Annotated in this window: 19 protein-coding genes; 8 read left to right on the forward strand and 11 right to left on the reverse strand. The window is 49.2% G+C overall.

What is annotated here, in order from left to right; translation table 11 throughout:
- Positions 1-40: 40 nt before the first annotated feature.
- From nuoD to ACYVH9_RS01775, 8 genes are all read left to right on the forward strand, one after another.
- Entirely contained in the window at positions 41-1,288 is a 1,248-nt protein-coding gene (gene nuoD / locus ACYVH9_RS01740) for an NADH dehydrogenase (quinone) subunit D (protein WP_460634563.1), read from the forward strand.
- A 146-nt stretch (positions 1,289-1,434) separates the two neighbouring features.
- The gene (gene nuoE, locus ACYVH9_RS01745; protein WP_460634564.1) at positions 1,435-1,932 is read left to right on the forward strand and encodes an NADH-quinone oxidoreductase subunit NuoE; all 498 of its coding nucleotides are present in this window, start codon (positions 1,435-1,437) and stop codon (positions 1,930-1,932) included.
- A gap of 45 nt (positions 1,933-1,977) precedes the next feature.
- Positions 1,978-3,009: a phytanoyl-CoA dioxygenase family protein gene (locus ACYVH9_RS01750; protein WP_460634565.1), complete on the forward strand. Its 1,032-nt coding sequence runs from the start codon at positions 1,978-1,980 to the stop codon at positions 3,007-3,009.
- A 48-nt stretch (positions 3,010-3,057) separates the two neighbouring features.
- Complete coding sequence (nuoF, locus tag ACYVH9_RS01755) at positions 3,058-4,398, forward strand: NADH-quinone oxidoreductase subunit NuoF (protein WP_460634566.1); 1,341 nt, start codon at positions 3,058-3,060, stop codon at positions 4,396-4,398.
- A gap of 64 nt (positions 4,399-4,462) precedes the next feature.
- The gene (locus ACYVH9_RS01760) at positions 4,463-5,548 is read left to right on the forward strand and encodes an NADH-quinone oxidoreductase subunit G (protein ID WP_460634567.1); all 1,086 of its coding nucleotides are present in this window, start codon (positions 4,463-4,465) and stop codon (positions 5,546-5,548) included.
- Between the two features lie 86 nt (positions 5,549-5,634).
- On the forward strand, positions 5,635-6,786 hold the full coding sequence (nuoH, locus tag ACYVH9_RS01765; protein ID WP_460634568.1) for an NADH-quinone oxidoreductase subunit NuoH: 1,152 nt from the start codon (positions 5,635-5,637) through the stop codon (positions 6,784-6,786).
- A gap of 18 nt (positions 6,787-6,804) precedes the next feature.
- Entirely contained in the window at positions 6,805-7,368 is a 564-nt protein-coding gene (locus ACYVH9_RS01770; RefSeq protein ID WP_460634569.1) for a NuoI/complex I 23 kDa subunit family protein, read from the forward strand.
- Between the two features lie 90 nt (positions 7,369-7,458).
- Entirely contained in the window at positions 7,459-7,977 is a 519-nt protein-coding gene (locus ACYVH9_RS01775; RefSeq protein WP_460634570.1) for an NADH-quinone oxidoreductase subunit J family protein, read from the forward strand.
- A 209-nt stretch (positions 7,978-8,186) separates the two neighbouring features.
- Here the strand turns inward: ACYVH9_RS01775 and ACYVH9_RS01780 are convergent, their stop codons facing one another.
- From ACYVH9_RS01780 to ACYVH9_RS01830, 11 genes are all read right to left on the reverse strand, one after another.
- Entirely contained in the window at positions 8,187-9,674 is a 1,488-nt protein-coding gene (locus ACYVH9_RS01780) for a capsule assembly Wzi family protein (RefSeq protein WP_460634571.1), read from the reverse strand.
- Positions 9,675-9,703: 29 nt separating this feature from the next.
- Entirely contained in the window at positions 9,704-11,086 is a 1,383-nt protein-coding gene (locus ACYVH9_RS01785; protein WP_460634572.1) for an exopolysaccharide biosynthesis polyprenyl glycosylphosphotransferase, read from the reverse strand.
- Positions 11,087-11,327: 241 nt separating this feature from the next.
- The gene (locus ACYVH9_RS01790; protein WP_460634573.1) at positions 11,328-12,455 is read right to left on the reverse strand and encodes a glycosyltransferase family 4 protein; all 1,128 of its coding nucleotides are present in this window, start codon (positions 12,453-12,455) and stop codon (positions 11,328-11,330) included.
- Positions 12,456-12,529: 74 nt separating this feature from the next.
- Positions 12,530-13,612 carry a glycosyltransferase family 4 protein gene (locus ACYVH9_RS01795; RefSeq protein ID WP_460634574.1) on the reverse strand — a complete coding sequence of 361 codons (1,083 nt, stop codon included), beginning with the start codon at positions 13,610-13,612 and terminating at the stop codon, positions 12,530-12,532.
- Between the two features lie 27 nt (positions 13,613-13,639).
- Entirely contained in the window at positions 13,640-14,923 is a 1,284-nt protein-coding gene (locus ACYVH9_RS01800) for an O-antigen ligase family protein (RefSeq protein WP_460634575.1), read from the reverse strand.
- Between the two features lie 11 nt (positions 14,924-14,934).
- Complete coding sequence (locus ACYVH9_RS01805) at positions 14,935-15,672, reverse strand: glycosyltransferase family 2 protein (RefSeq protein ID WP_460634576.1); 738 nt, start codon at positions 15,670-15,672, stop codon at positions 14,935-14,937.
- Between the two features lie 121 nt (positions 15,673-15,793).
- Complete coding sequence (locus tag ACYVH9_RS01810; RefSeq protein ID WP_460634577.1) at positions 15,794-16,894, reverse strand: glycosyltransferase family 4 protein; 1,101 nt, start codon at positions 16,892-16,894, stop codon at positions 15,794-15,796.
- A gap of 11 nt (positions 16,895-16,905) precedes the next feature.
- Positions 16,906-17,892 carry a nucleotide-diphospho-sugar transferase gene (locus ACYVH9_RS01815; RefSeq protein WP_460634578.1) on the reverse strand — a complete coding sequence of 329 codons (987 nt, stop codon included), beginning with the start codon at positions 17,890-17,892 and terminating at the stop codon, positions 16,906-16,908.
- Positions 17,893-18,038: 146 nt separating this feature from the next.
- Positions 18,039-18,857: a class I SAM-dependent methyltransferase gene (locus tag ACYVH9_RS01820; protein ID WP_460634579.1), complete on the reverse strand. Its 819-nt coding sequence runs from the start codon at positions 18,855-18,857 to the stop codon at positions 18,039-18,041.
- Between the two features lie 36 nt (positions 18,858-18,893).
- Complete coding sequence (locus ACYVH9_RS01825; protein ID WP_460634580.1) at positions 18,894-19,823, reverse strand: nucleotide-diphospho-sugar transferase; 930 nt, start codon at positions 19,821-19,823, stop codon at positions 18,894-18,896.
- A 221-nt stretch (positions 19,824-20,044) separates the two neighbouring features.
- Positions 20,045-20,734, reverse strand: coding sequence for an O-methyltransferase (locus ACYVH9_RS01830; protein ID WP_460634581.1), 690 nt, complete (start codon positions 20,732-20,734; stop codon positions 20,045-20,047).
- Positions 20,735-20,771 lie beyond the last annotated feature (37 nt).

Genomic DNA, 20,771 nt, shown 5'->3' on the forward strand with positions numbered 1-20,771 from the left:
ATCGCACTCGTTCCTGTCATTCTTTACTCACTATAGCTACATGAGCACTGTACTTGATATATCGAATAAAAACGCACCGGGCAACGATTTACCCGTCAAACCGGAAGAATCAGTCCAGTACGTCAATGAATTAACAACCCTTAATCTCGGACCTACCCACCCGGCAACACACGGTATTTTTCAGAATGTCCTGCAAATGGACGGGGAAAAAATCGTGTCGGGCGAGCAGACGATCGGATATATTCACCGGGCATTTGAGAAAATTGCCGAACGACGGCCTTTCTACCAGATTACCACCCTGACGGACCGGATGAACTATTGTTCGTCGCCCATCAACAATTTCGGCTGGCACATGACGGTGGAGAAGTTGCTGGGCATCACGGTTCCCAAACGGGCAGAGTACATTCGCGTCATCATGATGGAACTGGCCCGGATTGCCGATCACCTTATCTGCAACGGGATTCTGGGTGTGGATACGGGCGCTTTTACCGGATTCCTGTATCTAATGGAAGAACGGGAAAATATCTATGAAATCTACGAGGAGGTTTGCGGGGCTCGTCTAACAACCAATATGGGACGCATCGGTGGGATGGAGCGCGATCTTTCCACGGAAGCCATCCGTAAAATTAGGGCGTTCCTGAAGCGATTTCCGCCCATCATGCGGGAATTTGAGAAACTTTTCAACCGCAACCGGATTTTCATGGATCGCGTCATTGGCGTCGGTGGAATTACGGCCGAACGGGCGTTGAACTACGGTTTTACTGGCCCCAACCTGCGGGCCGCAGGTGTCGATTACGATGTTCGCGTCATGAATCCCTACTCGTCGTATCAGGATTTCGAATTCGACATTCCGGTGGGACAAAGCGGGGATACGTACGACCGCTACATGGTTCGGAACGAAGAAATCTGGCAGAGCGTACGGATCATCGAGCAGGCCATTGAAAACCTGCCGGAGGGGTCGCACTTTGCCGATGCGCCGGAATATTACCTGCCACCGAAGAAAGAAGTCTACCGCAGCATGGAAGCGCTGATCTATCACTTCAAAATCGTAATGGGTGAAATCGATGCGCCGGTGGGCGAAGTGTACCATTCGGTTGAAGGCGGTAACGGAGAGTTGGGCTTCTACCTGCTTAGCGATGGCGGCCGGGCTCCATACCGCTTGCATTTCCGGCGGCCCAGTTTCATTTACTACCAGGCTTACCCCGAAATGTGTAAAGGCCTGACGCTATCGGATGCGATTGTAATCATGAGTAGCCTGAACGTAATTGCCGGCGAACTGGATTCGTAACTCTCCTACAATTCCGGTTCGATTGTGCTCACCAGCGAAAGATGGCACTAGCTCAAAAGATGGGGTTGTTTCTGAAAGATAAGTTTGAGCCTGCCCCACTGATGGGGCAGGAAGTTTTTGAAGACGAATACCTGCTGTAAACCGATATGACGGAAACGCAAAATACTGTAGAATTCACCCCTGAGCGATTAAACAAAGCGCAGGAGATCATTGCTCGTTATCCCGAAGGTCGCCAGAAATCGGCGTTGTTGCCGCTCTTGCACCTGGCCCAGGAACAATGGGGCTGGCTGAGTCCGGAAGTAATGGATTATGTGGCCCGAATGCTGGATATTCAGGCCATCGAAGTATACGAAGTGGCTACTTTTTATACCATGTTCCACCTCGATCCGGTCGGCAAACACGTCATTGAATATTGCCGGACAGGTCCGTGTTGCCTCATGGGTGGTGAAGAAGTGTATGATTATCTGAAACAAAAGCTTGGTATTCAGGCAGGCGAAACAACAGCCGATCAGAAATTTACCCTGAAGGAAGTGGAGTGCTTGGCCGCATGCGGTATGGGGCCGGTCTTTCAGATTCGGGAGAAGTATTATATGCACCTGACCAAAGAAAAGGTCGACGAAATCATAGAAGAGCTGAGTCGGTAAAAAATCCGGGTAATGTATAAACCTTAATCTAAAAGTTAGACAAGCATGGAAAGCAAGTTGAAAGACAGACTTCGGCGTTTTTATCGGATGGTTAAATTCCGGATGAAAAACTCACCGCTTGACTTTGAGGAAGATACATTACCGTGGATTGATCGGTCGGATGCCGACATTGATGCTTTCGTCAAGAAGTTTAAAACGCCGAAAGACTTTCCGTATGACCTGGGGAAACTGCTCCGCGACTGGCGCGACAAAGGATACGTCATTCTGGAACAGGCGATTCCGGTTGAGTGGATTGACGGGTTGTGGCAGGAAATAGAACAGATGGTTGATAACAACGAAAAATATTCGCTGAAATCGCTGGTCTATCAATTTAACAATGGAAAAGAAACGCCGATCAAAGATGTGCCGAAAGAAAAACTGAAGGGGATTGGATCGCGCCTGCTCGAATACCATAGCAGCTCCATTGCAGCTAAAAAAGTGATGACACACCCGCACATTGCGACGTTTTTGCAAGCGGTTTTCAACGAAAAGACAACGGTTTTTCAGAGCTTGATTTTTAAATACGGCAGCCAGCAAGCAACCCACCAGGACTATCCCTGGGTACGCTCGAAAATTGCCAGCCATCTGGCAGCCGCCTGGATTCCGCTGGAAGATGTGAGCCCTGATTCCGGCCCGTTGGTGTATTATCCGGGTTCGCACCGATTGCCCAAATTTAATTTCGGTACCGGAATCCTGTTCAGCGAGCAAGATTCTCTTTATACGCCCGACGATTTTTCGAAATACCTTGATAAAATTTGTGCCAAAAACGGCATCGAAAAGACGGTTTTGCTTTTGAAAAAGGGTGATGTGCTGTTTTGGCACGGGGCGCTGGCGCACGCGGGAAGCCGGATCAATAAGCCAGAATTAACGCGTAAATCATTTGTTTGCCATTATTCAACGGTACGGTCTTACCCCAAACACCGGTTTGAAGAAGGGGATAAATCAATTGCCCAACTGCATAACGGTGTTACTGTTTATGCCAACCCGACGAACTTGGCCGAAGAGGATATCATGACGACGGGAAAAGATTGGAAGTAAGTATTTTGTAATTCTTGATTAGGGGCAACCCGTTTTTGAACTATAGCTATGGGCAAAAAAATTCTGCTCGAACATATTAACGTTCCCGGCATCGAAACCTACGATGTGTATCGGAAACAGGGCGGTTATACGGCAGTTGAGAAAGCCATCAAAACCATGACGCCCGAAGCCGTGGTGGAAGAAGTCAAGAAATCGGGGGTTCGTGGTCGCGGGGGCGCTGGTTTCCCGATGGGCATGAAGTGGAGCTTTCTGGCCAAACCGGAAGGCGTTCCTCGCTACCTGGTGTGTAATGCCGACGAATCGGAGCCGGGAACCTTCAAGGACCATTACCTGATGAAGCACATTCCTCACCTGTTGATCGAAGGAATGATTATTTCAAGCTTCGCGCTGGGAGCCAACAAGTCGTTTATCTACGTTCGGGGTGAATTGATGTACGTCATCCATATCCTCGAAAAAGCGATTGCGGAAGCCAAGGCGGCCGGTTTTTTAGGGAAGAATATTTTGGGTTCGGGCTACGACCTGGAGCTGATTGTGCAGCCGGGTGGTGGTGCTTATATCTGCGGAGAAGAAACCGCTTTGCTGGAATCACTGGAAGGCAAACGCGGCAATCCGCGTAACAAACCGCCATTTCCGGCCGTCAAAGGGCTGTACCAGTGCCCGACGGTGGTCAACAATGTTGAGTCGATTGCCACGACATCCTGGATTGTTAATAACGGCGGTGAGGCTTATGCCGCCATCGGAATTGGCCGTAGTACCGGAACGAAGTTGATTTCAGCGTCGGGACACATCAAAAAACCGGGCGTCTACGAAATCGAACTGGGCGTGCCGGTTGAAGAATTTATATACTCTGACGAATGGTGTGGAGGAATTCGCGATGGCCACCACCTGAAAGCCGTTGTAGCGGGGGGATCGTCCGTTCCCATTCTGCCGGCCAACCTGATTTTGAAACTGGCCAACGGCGACCCGCGCCTGATGAGTTACGAATCGTTGGCAGAGGGTGGTTTTCAGACCGGAACCATGCTCGGATCGGGCGGTTTTATTGTGTTTGACGAAACCTCGTGTATCGTTCGGAATACCTGGAATTATGCCCGATTTTACCACCATGAATCCTGCGGACAGTGTAGCCCCTGCCGGGAAGGAACCGGCTGGATGGAGCGGGTGCTGCACCGGATAGAGTACGGCCACGGAAATCAGCGCGATATCGATCTGCTGGTCGATGTTGCTAAGAAAATAGAAGGAAATACCATTTGTCCGCTTGGCGATGCCGCGGCCTGGCCCGTTGCCAGCGCCATTCGCCATTTCCGCGACGAATTTGAATGGCACATCACCAACCCCAGCGAAGCCACCCAGCCGGGTGCAGTTTTCAAAGGAGAAATGGCGCTGGTGTAAATTGATAAGAAGCAGAGCAAAAGAACGCCTTTCGGTCTGCTTGTAACCTACGAGCTATTGCTAAATGGAAAATACACAACCCCAATTATTTAAAGTCACCATCGACGGTATTGAAGTCGACGTGGAACCCGGAACGACCATTTTGCAGGCCGCCCGGAAAATTGGTGGTGATGTCGCCCCACCGGCGATGTGCTACTACCAACCCCTGAAAGGAAGCGGAGGAAAATGTCGGGCCTGTCTGGTTCGGGTAGCCGCCGGATCGGCCAAAGATCCGCGTCCGATGCCTAAACTGGTAGCCTCCTGCATCACACCGGTGCAGGATGGGATGATTGTCGAAAACACGACTAACGAGCAGGTATTGTCAACCCGCAAGTCGATCGTTGAGTTTTTGCTGATCAACCACCCACTTGACTGCCCCGTTTGCGATCAGGCCGGAGAATGCGATTTGCAGAATTTTGCCTTTAACCACGGTTTGGCAACAACGCGTTACGAAGAAGAACGCCGGACATTCGATAAGCAGGATATTGGTCCGTACATCCAGTTACACATGACGCGTTGCATCCTGTGTTATCGCTGCGTGTATACGGCTGATCAAATCACGCAGAAACGGGTTCATGGCGTTCTGGGTCGGGGCGATGCTGCCGAGATAGGAACGTATATTGAGAAAGCCATTGACAACGATTTTTCCGGTAATGTCATTGATGTGTGCCCGGTAGGTGCGCTGACGGATAAAACGTTCCGGTTCAAAAACCGGGTCTGGTTTACCAAACCCGTTGATGCGCACCGGGATTGCCCAACCTGCTCGGGAAAAGTAACGCTTTGGTACCGCGGTGAGGAAGTAATTCGTGTCACGGCCCGGAAGAATGAGTGGAACGAGGTAACCGAGTTTATCTGTAATACCTGTCGGTTTGATCACAAGAAAACCAGCGACTGGGTCATCGAAGGCCCAACGAAAGTATCGCGCAGTTCGGTGATCTCAGCCAACAAATACCGCCGGGATGCAATCAAACCGGATTTCCAGAAAAAGCTGGCGGCTGCTACCTATACCGAGGTTCATGAGGAACGTGATACGGCACAGCTCGGCATTCAGCAGTTAGCACCCGAACGGTTTGCGCCGGTATTGCCACACGCCAATGACCCCGAACCTTGAATAGATCAGAGAAATTAGACAAGAACGAACAGAAGCAATTGCCGACATTCCTTGTCTTTGATCTCATTTCTTATCTCTGAAAAAAAATGAATCTGACAGAACTCATCATAAAGGCCATCATCATTCTCGTCGTCTTTGGCGTAACCTTGTTGATTGCCATGTACTCAACCTGGGCAGAACGGAAAGTAGCCGGTTTTATCCAGGATCGTTTTGGTCCGAACCGGGCCGGACCCGGCGGAATGTTTCAACCCCTGGCCGATGCCGGTAAAATGTTCTTCAAAGAAGACTTCATTCCGTCGCAGGCCAACAAGTGGCTATTTATTCTGGGCCCCTGTCTGGCCATCCTGACGGCCTTGATGTCGAGCGCCGTAATTCCGTTTGGCGATAGCGTTCGGTACGAAGACCTGCTGGTGCCGGTACAGGGCATCGAAATCAACATCGGTATTCTGTATATCTTCGGAGTGGTTTCACTCGGGGTATACGGGCTGATGGTTGGTGGCTGGGCTTCCAACAATAAGTTCTCGCTATTGGGGGCTATCCGGGCCGCTTCGCAAAATATCAGCTACGAAATTGCGTTTGGACTATCAATCATCGCCATTCTGATGATGACGGGTTCGCTGTCAGTTCGAGCTATCGTGGAAGAACAACACGGCATCGCCTGGAATGTATTTAACCAGCCGCTGGGTTTTATTATCTTTCTGACCTGCGCCTTTGCCGAGTGTAACCGGACGCCGTTTGATTTGCCGGAGTGCGAAACCGAACTGGTGGGCGGTTACCATACCGAATACAGCTCCATGAAGCTGGGCTTTTTCCTGTTTGCGGAATACATTAACATGTTTGTGTCGTCGGCGGTTATTGCATCGCTGTATTTCGGCGGCTATAATTACCCCGGAATGGACTGGGTGCGTGAAACGTTGACGGGTTCGCTGGGCGCTGTAACTGGTCATAACCTGGCGACGCTGATCGGAACACTGGTGCTGTTTGGCAAAATATTCTTCTTTATTTTCTTTTTCATGTGGGTTCGCTGGACTCTGCCACGCTTCCGCTACGATCAATTGATGAATCTGGGCTGGAAAAGCTTCATCCCCTTGTCAATTCTAAATATAGTCGTAACGGGTTTTGGTCTTTTATTTGACATAAAATACGCGAGCTGGGCAATTGTTGTGGTCATGGTTGTGCTGGCGGTGGCTTCATCGGCCCGTGCACCGAAACAAGTGCCCCAACCTCAGCGATCCTGATAATGCCTACTACTCACTATGCAACTAACGAATCGATCCAAAGAAGTCAGCAATAAGGAAATGACCTTGGCCGAGAGGATGTATCTTCCGGCCATTGCTCAGGGACTGGCGATCACGATAAAGCACTTTTTCGGTAAAAAAGTAACCATTGCTTACCCGGAAGTCAAACGGTATTTAGGACCGGTATTTCGGGGCCACCACATTCTGAAGCGCGACGAAGAAGGGCGTGAGCGTTGTACGGCCTGCGGGTTGTGCGCCGTTGCCTGCCCAGCCGAAGCAATATCGATGGTGGCTGCCGAACGGAAAAAAGGGGAGGAAAACCTATACCGGGAAGAGAAATACGCTGCGGTTTACGAGATTAACATGCTGCGTTGCATCTTCTGCGGTTTGTGCGAAGAAGCCTGCCCGAAACAGGCCGTGTACTTGCGTCACGATCAGATGGTTCCCATTTTTACCGAACGCGACGAGGTTATTTACGGGAAAGACAAACTGGTTGAAAAAATGGACGACCGCTACATTCGTACCAATCCGGATGTGCAGGCTACGCCCACAGAACCGTCGTATTCGCGTTCAGCTACGTAATTTTCGTTTGAGGTTTGAGGTTTAAGGTTTAACGTTTAACGTTTGTCTGAGCCTTAAACGTTAAACCTCAGACCTTAAACGAATTCAAAAATGAAGTCTACTGAGATATTATTTTACGCACTTACGGCCATCACGCTATTAAGCGCTTCGTTTGTGGTGACGGCCCGCAATCCCATTCACAGTGTTCTGGCGCTGATCCTGACATTTTTTACGCTGTCAGGGCATTATATTCTATTGAATGCCCAGTTTCTGGCCGCCGTTAACATCATTGTTTATGCGGGTGCCATCATGGTTTTGTTTCTGTTCGTCATCATGTTTCTAAACCTTAAAAAGGAAGATGAGGAATCGAAGACAACGGTTACAAAGCTTGCAGCGGTGGTGGTTGGCGGAGTTATGCTGGTTATCCTGGTCGCGGTATTTCGGGTGGCTACAATGGCTACTTATGATCCCGCTACCTACAACACGAATGTTGGGCTGGTTGAAGGGTTAGGAGCCGTTCTGTACAAAGATTACCTGTTGCCGTTTGAATTAGCGTCGGTGCTGTTGCTGGTGGCCATGGTTGGCGCAGTCATGCTGGGAAAACGCGAACCCGGCGATCGACATTATTAGTAGATTGACATTCCTGACCTGATGGGTTGTACTGTCGACGGTACAACCCTTTTTTATGCATTAGGGTGAGTTGTCGGTTTATCGCATAATCACGCGGACGACGCCAATTTTGTTTACCCAAAGCATTTGCAAAAGAGTGCCCATTTAGTATAACCAGCCGGGATGAAATTGTAGCGAACAGAAGTGGGTCAGCTCCGAAAAAACCGTCTTTACCGGGAATTGATGACTTTCCGAATTCCTAAATACCCGCCGACGGAATCGTAAAGCAGCATCCCGTAGTCGTTGGCAAAAGCAGCATTAATCTGGAATTCGCCCAAACCACCTAAATTCACCGGTGCCGTCAGACTAAAGAGGGTTGACCATTGGTTTGGGCTATTGTAATACGGCTCGTTATATGTGCCAATATTGTCGCTATACGATAACTTGCCCATCCATTGCACACGCCCAAGAACGCCTGACATCCCAAAATGCCATAAACTAACCCGGTTGTTGCCAATAGCGCCACTCGGTAATCCGGCGCGGACGTCCTTACCGGGAGTCATGAAGGGCGAACCGATGGTGCGGTCTCTGTAAGTCCAGCCGTCGACGTATTGCGAGTGGTTGAAGTAGTTGTCCCGCCCCCGTTTGGCCGGATTATCGATAAGGAAAAGATCGCCCCCCTGGTTTTTGGTGTACAGAAACTCAACTAAAAATTCGTTGATGGAAAAGAAGGAACGCTCCGAACGCGTATTCTTAAGGCGAACCCCGTTTAAACCGTCGCGGATGTTGGTCAGATAAAACAGGGATCCATCGTCGTAAATATTTTGCCGATATAGTAAGACATTTACAGAACCGAGTGTTGCCTCCAGCGCCAGGTCAACGGTTCCGAGGTGATTACCAACCCGGTTTTCTTCAAAGCTGGCCAGGGTCGTATCGTACCGGGTCGGATTCCGGTGTGATGTAATGACAAACCAGTAACTCCGTAAACTGGAGGGCAAATAACCATCTTGCGTAAAACCGGGATAAATCTTATCAGAATACCCCGCCCACTGTACCTGGTGATTGATACCCGCATACGCTTTCACTTTGGCATCGGGTTTACCGATTCGCCCGTACAACGCCTTCTGATGTAAATAGGTATTTCGGACAATGCGGTTATTATCAAACCAGCCGTGGTTGAAAAAAGCGAATACGGCCAGCGAATTATTGGTCAGCGGAACCGGAACAAACCCCTGGGTACCAATCTGGATGACCGGAATCGGGAGGGCATTGCCAGACCACGCGAACGAACCCGAGGTCAGGGTTGTATCCATCAAACCGTACACGTTCCGACGGCGTCCTGCGTAAAACTCAATTTTGCCGTAGCGGGCCTTGATGTAAGCTTCGGGTAGGAGTAGTTTGGAATTACTGGCCGCATTTCCAACGACTTCAACACCGTACCCCCAGTCAAACTTTTTCTGTTCCCCACTAAGGCTATCTCCTAACGGTTTTCCGTAATCCGACGAAATTCCGACGCGGAAAGTTGCGGCCGGGGTGGTGGTAGGAACAATTCCGAATTGGTTGGCACGCAGCCAGAATGGGGTTCGATCTCCTGATGAAAGATAAACTCCTGCCTGTAGGTCGTACCGGGTTGTTTTGGGGAAATAAGCGCGTTGAGCAACAACTGGATTAAATAAGCACGAGGATAATAAAAAGACTAATCCGGCTTTAATTTTCATACGTTATGGTAAAACTTCAGTCGCTAGGGTTATTTGCCTCTTCCCTGCATCATCACCCGAACGGTTTGCATAATAAGCCAAACGTCGGTCGAGAAGGAGACACTTTGCAGATATTCAAGATCGTACCACAACCGCTGCACCATCTGCTCTACGTTTTCGGCATACCCAAATTTAACCTGCCCGATGGAGGTGATGCCGGGTTTAACCATCAATAAATACTTGTATTCCGGCGACTTTTCGATGATTTGATTAATAAAGTACTGGCGTTCCGGACGCGGGCCAACCACCGACATATCTCCCCGTAGCACATTATAAAATTGCGGGAATTCGTCAAGACGGGTTTTGCGCATGACCTTACCCCAGGGTGTGATGCGTTGGTCGTTGTCGCCGAGCGACAGAGCCGGGCCACCCCGTTCGGAATCAGGATACATGCTACGAAATTTGTAGATGTGGAACGGTTTTCCCCATTTACCAATGCGCTCCTGGGAATAAAATACGGGGCCTCTTGAACTGAATTTGGTGATGAGCGCAACGAGAACAAAAAATGGCGCACCAACACCCAGAACCGTCGCCGAAAAGGCAATGTCGAAAACCCGCTTGAAGATATTGATTTGCAAATTATCCAGGTAATTGGTCGACATACTGATGACGGGCTGTACGTCGTGGTATTCAACCGATACGCCTTTGGTAAGGAAGCCTTTAAAGTCGACAATTAGTTTTACCTGAAAGTTGGCTTCTTCGGAGAAGTCCATGATATCACGGAGCTGCTGCGTATCGATATAAGGCAGACAGCAGTACACACAGTCAATTTCGTTGCGAACGATGTATTCTTTCAAATAGCTATAATCACCCCGCAGCGCCGACGTATTTTCGGGTGTCAGTTTATCAAAGTATCCGTAAAACTTAAATCCAATCTCCGGGTACATTTGATAAAAGGTTTGAATGCTTCGGGAGAGCGGCCCGTAGCCCACCACAACAAACCGTCGGGTGTTATAGCCCATTGCCCGATACGCCTTCAACAGAATCAATACGATTACCCGCCAGAGCGACCCCACGCAGAGAAACAGCACGTACGTTAGCAAGATGTGCTCCCGGGAGTACGAAAAACCGCCTTTCGTAAATACCCAGAAAACCGAAACCAGTGCAACGTGCAAACCGATGAGTTTAGCAAGTCCCACCAGCAAATTCTGAATGGTAAAGGATAGGCGGGAAAAATTATACGGTTTGTTCAGGAGAAGGATCAGTACCCAGGCAATGTTAATAAACCAGAAAAGCGTTACGTACGGTACCTCAAACAACGATTCGGTAGTACCAAATTTAAGGTGATAAGCGAGCACAAAACAGATATCCAGAAAGATAATATCCATCGTTGCACTGAAAGGACGCAGTAAAAAAGAGAATCGGTGTTTCATAAGCAATTCGTTTGGAACGATCACTGCAACAATAGCCTAAACCGCTCCCCGCCAGATCCGTAACAAATGAAAAACACTTATTATAAAGAGCGCACACTACTCTCTTAATAACTCTAAGTTCACTTTATTTGTACGATTTTCGGTAAAAAAATATTGGAAAATACCTCAATATTTATCCTAAGGACACCTAGAAAGTATTTTCATTGGTATATTTCTAGTTAATAATCAGATAGTTACATTACTAACCAAAAGGATACCACTCAATAATTTTGCGATTTAGGTACTGATCAAATTGTTGACGAAAATTTTCATTGCTGAATCCCTGCGCGTGCTGGTGAATCACAACGGGGTCAAACTGGTCAGCGCTGCGTTCAAACCGTTGCACACAATCGATCAGCGCGCTGACTTGTTGCTGGCCAAAAAACAAGCCGGTTTTTTGATCAATCACTGACTCCAGGACTCCTCCCCGGCCAAAAGCCAGTACGGGCGTTCCGCAGGCCTGGGCTTCGACCGGTGTAATGCCAAAATCTTCTTCAGCTGCAAAAATAAAAGCTTTTGCTTTTTGCATATACAAGATAAGCGAAGAATTTGGTTGAAAACCGACTAATTCAACATTGGGCGTTGCCAGCCGTTTGATTTTCTCGAAGTCGGGACCGTCGCCAACCACCACCAGCCGTTTGTCGGGCATGGCGGCAAAAGCTTCCACAATCAGGTTGATCTTCTTATAAGGCACCATCCGCGACGCCGTCAGGTAATAATTGTCCTTTTGCTGGCATAAGGTGAAAAGGTCCGTATTGACAGGCGGGTAAATCACATCGGCTTCGCGACCGTACACCTTCCGAATGCGCCGGGCAATGTAGCGGGAGTTGGCCACAAAATGATCAACCCGCTGCGCGGATTGGTAATCCCAGAGCCGGATGTAGTGCAGAATCAACTTGGCTACTGTACCACTCACCCCTTTTTTAAGGCCGCTTTCGTTCAGGTATTGATGGTATAAATCCCAGGCGTAGCGCATGGGCGAGTGGCAATAGCAGATGTGGAGTTGGTTTGGCCCCGTCAGAACCCCTTTCGCAACCGCATGGCTACTCGACAGAATGACATCGTAGCCGCTCAGGTCAAACTGTTCGACGGCCAGCGGCATTAGGGGCAAATAGGATCGGTATTTCTTTTTCGCCCAGGGCAATCGCTGAATAAAGCTCGTGGTTGCCCTTTTATTTTGAACCAGCGGGCGTTGCGATTCGGGCAAAAAATCAACCAGGGTAAAAAGGTCGCTTTGCGGATACAACGTTAGCATCTGCTCCACCACACTCTCCGAACCGGCAAACGTAACCAGCCATTCGTGAACCAGAGCGATCTTTTTATCAAGCATTGGAACAATAAGGAAAGGAGAAGGAACACCCCGCGTAAATTGCGTGCAGGGTGCTTGGTCTCTCCGGTTGGTAACTAAGAGCGTTGAGGGTGAGTAAGATCGGTAATGATACCGGCCAGTTTTTCGGCGGATTGCTGCCAGTCGAAGTGTTCGACCCGTCCGCGTCCTTTCTCAATGAGGGATTTTCGTAGTGCTTCGTCGCTGTAGAGCTTCACCAGGCCGTTGCGGATGCTGTCAATATTGTAAGGATCAACGTAAACGCTGGCATCTCCGCAAACTTCGGGCAAACTGGTCGTGTTGGACACCAGCGTAGGGCAACCGCACGACATGGCTTCGAGTGGCGGAATACCAAAGCCTTCGAAATAAGATGGATACGCAAAAAACAGGGCGTGCTGGTACAGATTAACCAGCTGCTCGTCGCTGATATACCCGGTAAAAATGATCGAAGGATCGTTTTCAATAAGCTCTTTCAAACCCGAATCGGCAAATACTTTGTGTGCAGCTCCCACAATCACCAGCTTGGTATCCGGAAACTGGGCTTGCTGAAAAGCCTGGATCAAGCTTTTGAAATTCTTACGGGGATCAAGCGACGAAACCGCGAGAATGTATTTGCCGTACGGATTGTCGCCCTTGGCGGGCGGATAACGGAAAATGTCGGAAATGCTGGGATAAATAATGTCCAGCGAAGACCGGGGAACATCGTAAAACCGATGCAGGTCATTTAGTGAGTATTCGCTGATTGTCAGTACTTTCCGGGCTTTCTTGACGATGCGGGGAACCGTAAAGTTGTAGAGCAGGGAAAACTTTTTATCGAACCATTCCGGGTGCCGGTGAAACGACAAATCCAATACCGTCACAATCTTGTTGTCGTAAACGACGGGCGCCGTATTGCAAAGGTTTACTAATAGCGGACTGCCCTGGCTTTGCAGGTAGTACGGCATTTCAATCTGCTCCCAGATATAGCCTTTGGTCCGGCCATAAACCGTAGCACCTAAATCCCTTGCAATGTCCTGCTGGAGAATATTATGGGGCGTTAAAAGCGTAATATCCGGTAACAGATTCTTTAGCCGCATCCCAAGTTCGATGCCTACGCGCTGCGTTCCGGTTACGGGTTGCGTCAGAAATCGGGCGTTGACAACAACTGATTTATGATTCATAGTGAGGTGTAAATTGGACCAGTAAAATTAAAGGTTGCTTTCCAGACTCCCGACAGGAACCATCGCGTTCTTCTTTTTGGTATCAAAATTCCGTTTCAACATGTATAAGCACAGCGCAATCACAAGCGGCAAGGCATTGGAGGGCGAGGTGATCCGGTGTTCTGTAAAACTCATGACCGACAGATTGAAAAACGAAACCAGCAAGAACTTTTGCACGAAGCTCTCGGAGCCTTTTTTAAGATACCGATACAGCGCATGCCAGAACAGCAGAAAGACGCCGAGCCCAAGCAGCCCTTGCTCCCCCAGAATATGAAGGTAAGAATGGTGAGCGTGGGCATCGTTGAATACTTTTTTCGGCTGGTCGTTCAGACTCAGCAGATACGGAATGCCTTTGTAACGCAACGGGGTGTCGTTGACCGAGCCAAAGCCGGTTCCGACCAGGGGCGAATTCAGAAAGCAATCGACGGCGCGTGGCCAGGTTTCCAGCACCCGGATGGCCACATTAGCCGATTTGGTGCTTACTTCGCCAAAAATCGGTGAAATATAGGTGTTGGCGCCTGCTTCGCTGAGATCGGCATCGCGGACATACCGGTCGTAAAGTGGATACGCAAACCACAACACTACGCCTTGTACGGCGACGATGCCCAAAAGCGCGAGACGAATCAGATAAGCCCGGTTGGTGCGGTCAAAAAAGTAAAACGCGAAACCCGCGGCCAGCCCCAGCATGGAACCCCGCGAGGTGGTGGCAACCAGGAAAACAAAATTAAGCAGGATCAGCAGCAGCCATTTTTTCTTTCGCTCCTGCAAAAACAGCACGATATTGAGCGACAACACGATGCTGATAAACCCTCCCGCGCCGTTGGTACTTTTAAAAAAACCGTGAAAGTACGTTTCCGGATTGCCCCAGTCGGTGATGGCGGCAAATCGGGTCAGCACCAGATTCAGGGCGAAGGCAAGCGCGTTGACGGCGGTGGCAAAAATCAGAAACCGTTTGAAAAGCCGGTCGACTGGAATGTTGTACGAGAAAAAGAAAATCAGCAGCAGTGGCAGGTACGAAATAATGAAATTCCCGTCGTACCGATAAAAACCGAAATTGAGCAACGACGCCGGATAGTAAATGAGTACGCCCGCCAGTGAAATCAGGAAATAGATATAGAGGTAGTAAATAAACCGTGGTATAACGAAAACCGTGTGGCGGAGCAGCAGATACGGCAGAACGGCAAGGGCCAGCAGCGACGGTAGCGGGCTGATAAAAATCAGGTTCGTTACGGTTCCGAACAAACCAATCAGCAGGGCGATATAAAGCAGCATGCTTATCCTCATTACGCGCGGCCTGTCAGCCGTTTGGTGTATATTTTCAGTTTGTCTTTATAAAGCCAGGTTAGGTATTGCTGCCGGGTCAGCATTCCTTTTTCGTTCCAAAGTCGTAGCGTTTCCCAGACGGCTTCGGCCTTGTGAGAAGCGCCCCCCTGTCGGAAGTTACTAAGAACGGCATTCAGGGGAATAAAAGGAACCTCATTCTTTAGCAAACGTAACATGAGCTCATAATCGCTGACGTACCGGTACTGTTCGCTGAATAACCCGTGGGTTTGGTAAATGGCAGCCGGGATAAAACAGGTTGGGTGTTCAATGTTGCCTTTGGGCAGCTGGCTGGCGTGCGTCTGAATCAGAAACGCTTCCTGTTCATCCCGAAACGTCCGCTGAATGCCGTGGTAAACCGCCTGTCCAAACTTTTGGTAGACTTCGACAACCCGTTCCACCGCATCGGATTCGTACCAGTCGTCGCTGTTGATAATACCGATCAGCTCGCCGGTTGCCATCCGGATGCCTTTGTTCATGGCGTTGTAAATGCCGGTATCGGGTTCGGAGATATACCGGATTTGATTCGGAAACTGCCGGGCATAGTGTTCAATGATTGCCACGGTTTGGTCATTCGATTTTCCATCGACCAGAATGTACTCAATAGGGGTATAGGATTGATTGACAACCGATTGAATGGTTTGTTCAATGTGTTTCTGGCTATTGTAACAGACGGTGATAATAGAAACCAATGGCAGCATAGGCAAAACACGAATAGCCTTGAGCCGAAATAGTTCAAGGCTCTACAAGCCACAAAGATAGAAATTGCAACCCGGCTATTGAGCAGATTTAGAACACTCTTTCTGAGCGGGAAACGGACAATTACAAACTTTGGTAAAGATCGAGCGTTTCCCGAACGGTTTTTTCCCAGGAAAAAAGCTGTAACTGGTGCCGTCCCTGTTCCCTGAGTTGCTGACGCAGCATGGGTTGGGTGAGGAGTTGTTCAACGGCATTATGTATCGAATCCGCATTCTCCGGGTCGAAATAGACCGCTGCGGTTCCCGCGATTTCGGGCAAAGAACTTCGGTTGCTGAGCAGACACGGACACCCACAGGCGAAAGCTTCCAGTACCGGAATGCCGAAGCCCTCGTAGAGAGAAGGAAAGACAAAGGCCAGCGCCTGGCTGTAAAGCGTTCGAAGGGTTAAATCGTTGATCGGTTGCTGATCAACCAGGTTGCTGATGTTTAACTGCTGCAAAAACGCGATTTCACTGGCTGAGAAAGCTCCTCCACCCGCACAAATAACCCGAACTTGCTGCGCTCGCAGCAAGGGAGCCACCGCCTGAATAAAAAGGCTAAAGTTTTTGTACATGCCCCGGTTGCCTACAAACAGCAGGTAAGGGGCTTTGGCGGACGGCTCGGCTGGTTGGGATTCAACCGAAACCGATGATCCCAGGTAGATGACCCGAACCCGCTCCGGCGGAATGTTGTAGTAATCAACCAGATCCCGTTTGGTGTTCTCTGAAATGGCGATGATGGCCGTTGCCCGGTTGACCACCTCTTTTTTCCAGGCCATTACCTGATGATCGGCGGCCAGTTCGGGAAAAACCGTATGGTATTTTTCGTGAATCATGTCCAGAAACGTGACTACGGAAGGACGTTTCCCAATAGGATCAAGAAAATACGGTTCGTAATACGTAGCGTGAAAAACGTCGTATGGCCGGGTTTGCATTTCCAGCCGGTTAAACATTTTATTGAGCCGGTAGACATACGGCTGTGTTCTCGAAAAGGGCTGCCCCGGGAAGAAAGGCAGGGCCCGGAGGCCCTTTTCCTTCAAATGCGCGTTGTTGGAAACCAGGAGTGATAAATGAGCCTGATGAGCGTTGGTAGATTGGTTGATACCGGCAATTAATTCACAGAAGTACCGGGAAATACCGCCGTAGTTTTGTTGGGAGAAAGTTTGGTGATCAAAGAATATCTTCATGCAGTAATCTTTCAGGGAAGCAGATGCTTCTTGAACGTGATTTTCATATTTCCAAAGCCGGTTTTCTTTTTAATGGCTTCTACCCGCCTTTTGAGCCGGGTTAGTTTCCGAAAATAGTTTTGCAGCGAATAATCAGTTGCCTGCTGATTTTCGATCATAAACCGGGGGTGAATGACTTCGTGCAGCGGTTGCACGGGTTTGTTTGCAAAAATCTCGTTGTTCTCTTTGGTATGGGTGGCTTCTCCGCCGAAACCGATGTTGGAAATAAGGTTTTGATTCGGATAAATACACAGACCATTGTTGATCCAGATCGAATAACACCATTGAAAGTCCCAGGTATCGATGACGCCGTTGAAGGTACCGTCGAACGATTCGGTCCAGAATTCCTGCACCTGCGGGTCCGTGAAGATGTCCTTGATTAAGCCCTCCGTTTTAAATTCCGGGTAGGTGGTCATATTCACATCGTATTTCTCCCAGGCCCGACGCCAGCTGGCCCAGCCCCAGACGTGGCAGATTTTGGTGTAAAAATACGACCCCTTGCCATACCAACGCCCATTTTGCAAATTGATACCGCCAATGTGCATGATGGCCGTGTCATGGAGGTGATGCCAAAGGTTTTCCCGGCAAAACGTAAAAAACGTGGGATCGGGCAGGCAATCATCTTCCAAAATAATGCCCATTTCCACCTGCTGAAAAAACCAGGTGATGGCGGTACTGACGGCTCGCTTGCAGCCCAGGTTTTGATCCTGCGTTAGTAACTGAACCTGGCAGGGCCAGTCCACTTCATTCAGGAGAGCCATGCATTGGGCCACATTCTCGGCATCAGTGGGATGATTGGGCCGGGGGCCGTCGATGGATACGAATAATTGTCGGGGTTGCACGTGACGAATGCGTTCAAATACCCGGCGAGCGTGGTTAGGGCGGTTAAATAAAATGAAAAGGACAGGTACATCGAATGGCGGAGGCACATCGAACAGAGGAGCCGGAAGCGGTGTCACGTTTGCGCGTTTATTTTTAGGTAGATGGTATTAACTACAAAATAAACGATAAAGTGATCAAAAAAGATTAACGACTCGTATTTATGAGCTACTTTTCATCGTTTAGGACGCTCTGAGACAGCAATTTCGGCTAAATCGACGATTTCTTATTGCGTCAGCGAATCGGCTTTTGGCTGATTTTTCAATTCATCATAAACTTGCTGGAAATCGCGGTCCAATAGCGACAAAGCCGAGTAAGAATGAAACCGATTGTATAAACGGGCTTTTCGCGGATCGGTAAACCAGCGAAGCCAGGTTGGGCTGACGGTTTTTGCGGTCATCAGGTGTAAATCGTGCCCATCGCTATAGAGTTGTAAACCAAAGCGCTGAGCAAGCCGGTGGAGTGATTTTAAACTATAAAGCGAAACATGCTGACCGGTTTCGGGAATAAAATACCACCAGGTTTCGGGCGTGACGTTGGGATTGGGCTGTAGTTTGGTGGTAAATAAAATACTTTTGCCCGTCTGAAGCATCTGCTCCACGGTTGCAACGGGATCGACAAGGTGTTCGAATACTTCAAAAGCCGTAATCAATTCATAGGTTTGATCCGGCGGTTGGTCGGTGATGTCAAAATGCTTGGCAAACAGGTTGTCGCAGTATTGATCCTGCCGGATAAACGGAAACCCGCGGTCACGCATCATCCGCACGAAAAGTCCATACCCTCCGCCATAGTCCAGAAACGGGCCTTGGGGCCGAAACCACTTTCGAATAATCGCTTCGACGGTAGGTGCCCAGAACTGGTTCCGTGAAACCAGCCCCAAATCCAGCGACGTAATCACCGATTCATACGCTTCCGGGAGCCAGTAGGGCGTTTCAGTTTGAATGAATCCGCATTCGTGGCAACGGTAATACGTGACATCATATTTGAACAATACTTTCACCTGGAAAGAGTCGTTCGAAGGGGTATTGCAAATATGGCAGGTCATACAGGCGATCGCTGGCGTTATGCGTGGTGAACAGGCTTAAAAATAAGGCAAATTTTTCAGCCCAAGACGTCTTTTCAGACTTTCTGTTTTAATGGTTACCCAGCCCGGCTTTTTAAAATACTTGTTGGTCGAGTAATCGGTTGCCACCATGTTTTCAATCAGAAAGGTCGGATGCTTGACTTCCGTCATCACTTCCAGTGGCTGATTGGCGAGCGAATCGTCGTCTTCCCGGGTGTGGGTGGCTTCTCCGCCAAAACCAATGTTGGTGATCAGATTCTGGTTCGGATAAATACAAAGACCGTTGTTGATCCAGATGGTGTAAACCCACGGGTACGCCCAACTGTTCACCCGTCCGGCCAGAACGCTGTCGAACGATTCGATCCAGTATTGTTGCACTTTAGGATCACTGAACAGATCGGCAATGCGGTTTTGCTTCCGAAACTTCGGGTACGTGCTCAGGTTGGCATCGTACTTGGCCCAGGCCCGGCGCCAGCTGGCCCAACCCCAGACGTGACATATCTTGGTGTAAAAATACGAACCGTCGCCGTGCCACTGCCCCTTTTGAAAATTGACGCCGGAAATGTGCATGATCGTTGCGTTATCACGGTGATAGTGCAGGTTTTCGCGGCAAAATGTAAAAAACGTGGGATCTGGCAGGCAGTCATCCTCCAGAATGATCCCCATTTCCACCTGCTGGAAAAACCAGGTGATGGCCGTGCTAACAGCCCGTCTACAGCCCAGATTCTGGTTCTGAATTAGGCGGTGAACACTACAGGGCCAGTCGATTTCATCCAGCAAGGCAATGCTTTCGGCCACTTGCTGGGCATCGGTCGGATGGTTGGGCCGGGGGCCATCGATGGATACAAAGAGTTCCCGGGGCTGAATCTGCCGGATACGATCGAGCACCTGACGACCGAGATCGGGACGATTGAACAATAAAAACAGAATGGGTACGTCAAACTGCATCAGTACGTTGAGGTTAGTAGGTTAAAAAAAGCCTCTTCGCTTGATTACATACAATAAAGTAACGTCGGTTTGTCCGGAAGCAATATGCGGTTCGGGCATTTTCGACGAACAATAGAAAACCGTAGAGCTACTTTTTAAGACAGCATCCAGCCCAAAAAAGTTGCCAGCTCGGTTTGAAAAATAGGATTAGGCCCGACAGATCAGGTAGTTAATAGAAATAATTATTCGTCGGCCGAATTGGGCATGCTACCAATACCGTGTACGGGTTGGCGATCATTGGCGGGTTTGAAATCAACTTGCCGCGACAGATAAAACGACGTGGTGGTGGTATATCCGTTGATCGGATTGAAGCCCGCCATGTCGATTTCGATCAGGCCGGACTCCCGCAGTAGTTTGGAGGACTTAGGGTGCCAGTCGGAATTATCAAGAATGAAAAAACCAGTTGGGGTTAGCTGATTGAGGGCGCTGGCGGTACAGCGAAACCGGGCGTCGCCGTCGACAATGATGATATCGAACGGTTCTGGGTATTGGTGAATGGCGTTGATATAAGCGTCCTGGTCTTCGATCAGGTGGTAAGTGACGTTCTGAGGAAGCCGGGACCGGATGGTGTTATACCATTCTTTATTGCTTTCGATAGCTACTACTTTGCGGCAGCGGCTGGCCCAGAACAGGGTTGAGTTGCCGGAACCGTACTCAAAAACGGTTTTATCCGATAAGTCCAGTTGGTTGATAAATTCAATGGCCGGGTACGTGTACCAGGGGATTGGTTTTTCATTCTTGTCAATGGATTGCCATTTTTTGGCGCTTTTGAAATGGCCAAATTCGCGGCTCAATGTCTTGTAGTTGTTGTAGCTTACCCCATATTCATACGGTAGAATTTGCAGCAGCTTACCAAGAAGAAATCCGATCATCAGAGAATAGTTTGGCAGAGACTTTTATACGGCGCAA

The sequence above is a fragment of the Larkinella harenae genome (assembly GCF_054780515.1).

Excerpts from the sequence above, each read along its gene's own strand:
- nuoD (WP_460634563.1), top strand. The coding sequence starts at position 41 with ATGAGCACTGTACTTGATATATCGAATAAAAACGCACCGGGCAACGAT.
- nuoE (WP_460634564.1), top strand. The coding sequence starts at position 1,435 with ATGACGGAAACGCAAAATACTGTAGAATTCACCCCTGAGCGATTAAAC.
- ACYVH9_RS01750 (WP_460634565.1), top strand. The coding sequence starts at position 1,978 with ATGGAAAGCAAGTTGAAAGACAGACTTCGGCGTTTTTATCGGATGGTT.
- nuoF (WP_460634566.1), top strand. The coding sequence starts at position 3,058 with ATGGGCAAAAAAATTCTGCTCGAACATATTAACGTTCCCGGCATCGAA.
- ACYVH9_RS01760 (WP_460634567.1), top strand. The coding sequence starts at position 4,463 with ATGGAAAATACACAACCCCAATTATTTAAAGTCACCATCGACGGTATT.
- nuoH (WP_460634568.1), top strand. The coding sequence starts at position 5,635 with ATGAATCTGACAGAACTCATCATAAAGGCCATCATCATTCTCGTCGTC.
- ACYVH9_RS01770 (WP_460634569.1), top strand. The coding sequence starts at position 6,805 with ATGCAACTAACGAATCGATCCAAAGAAGTCAGCAATAAGGAAATGACC.
- ACYVH9_RS01775 (WP_460634570.1), top strand. The coding sequence starts at position 7,459 with ATGAAGTCTACTGAGATATTATTTTACGCACTTACGGCCATCACGCTA.
- ACYVH9_RS01780 (WP_460634571.1), bottom strand. The coding sequence starts at position 9,674 with ATGAAAATTAAAGCCGGATTAGTCTTTTTATTATCCTCGTGCTTATTT.
- ACYVH9_RS01785 (WP_460634572.1), bottom strand. The coding sequence starts at position 11,086 with ATGAAACACCGATTCTCTTTTTTACTGCGTCCTTTCAGTGCAACGATG.
- ACYVH9_RS01790 (WP_460634573.1), bottom strand. The coding sequence starts at position 12,455 with ATGCTTGATAAAAAGATCGCTCTGGTTCACGAATGGCTGGTTACGTTT.
- ACYVH9_RS01795 (WP_460634574.1), bottom strand. The coding sequence starts at position 13,612 with ATGAATCATAAATCAGTTGTTGTCAACGCCCGATTTCTGACGCAACCC.
- ACYVH9_RS01800 (WP_460634575.1), bottom strand. The coding sequence starts at position 14,923 with ATGCTGCTTTATATCGCCCTGCTGATTGGTTTGTTCGGAACCGTAACG.
- ACYVH9_RS01805 (WP_460634576.1), bottom strand. The coding sequence starts at position 15,672 with ATGCTGCCATTGGTTTCTATTATCACCGTCTGTTACAATAGCCAGAAA.
- ACYVH9_RS01810 (WP_460634577.1), bottom strand. The coding sequence starts at position 16,894 with ATGAAGATATTCTTTGATCACCAAACTTTCTCCCAACAAAACTACGGC.
- ACYVH9_RS01820 (WP_460634579.1), bottom strand. The coding sequence starts at position 18,857 with ATGACCTGCCATATTTGCAATACCCCTTCGAACGACTCTTTCCAGGTG.
- ACYVH9_RS01825 (WP_460634580.1), bottom strand. The coding sequence starts at position 19,823 with ATGCAGTTTGACGTACCCATTCTGTTTTTATTGTTCAATCGTCCCGAT.
- ACYVH9_RS01830 (WP_460634581.1), bottom strand. The coding sequence starts at position 20,734 with ATGATCGGATTTCTTCTTGGTAAGCTGCTGCAAATTCTACCGTATGAA.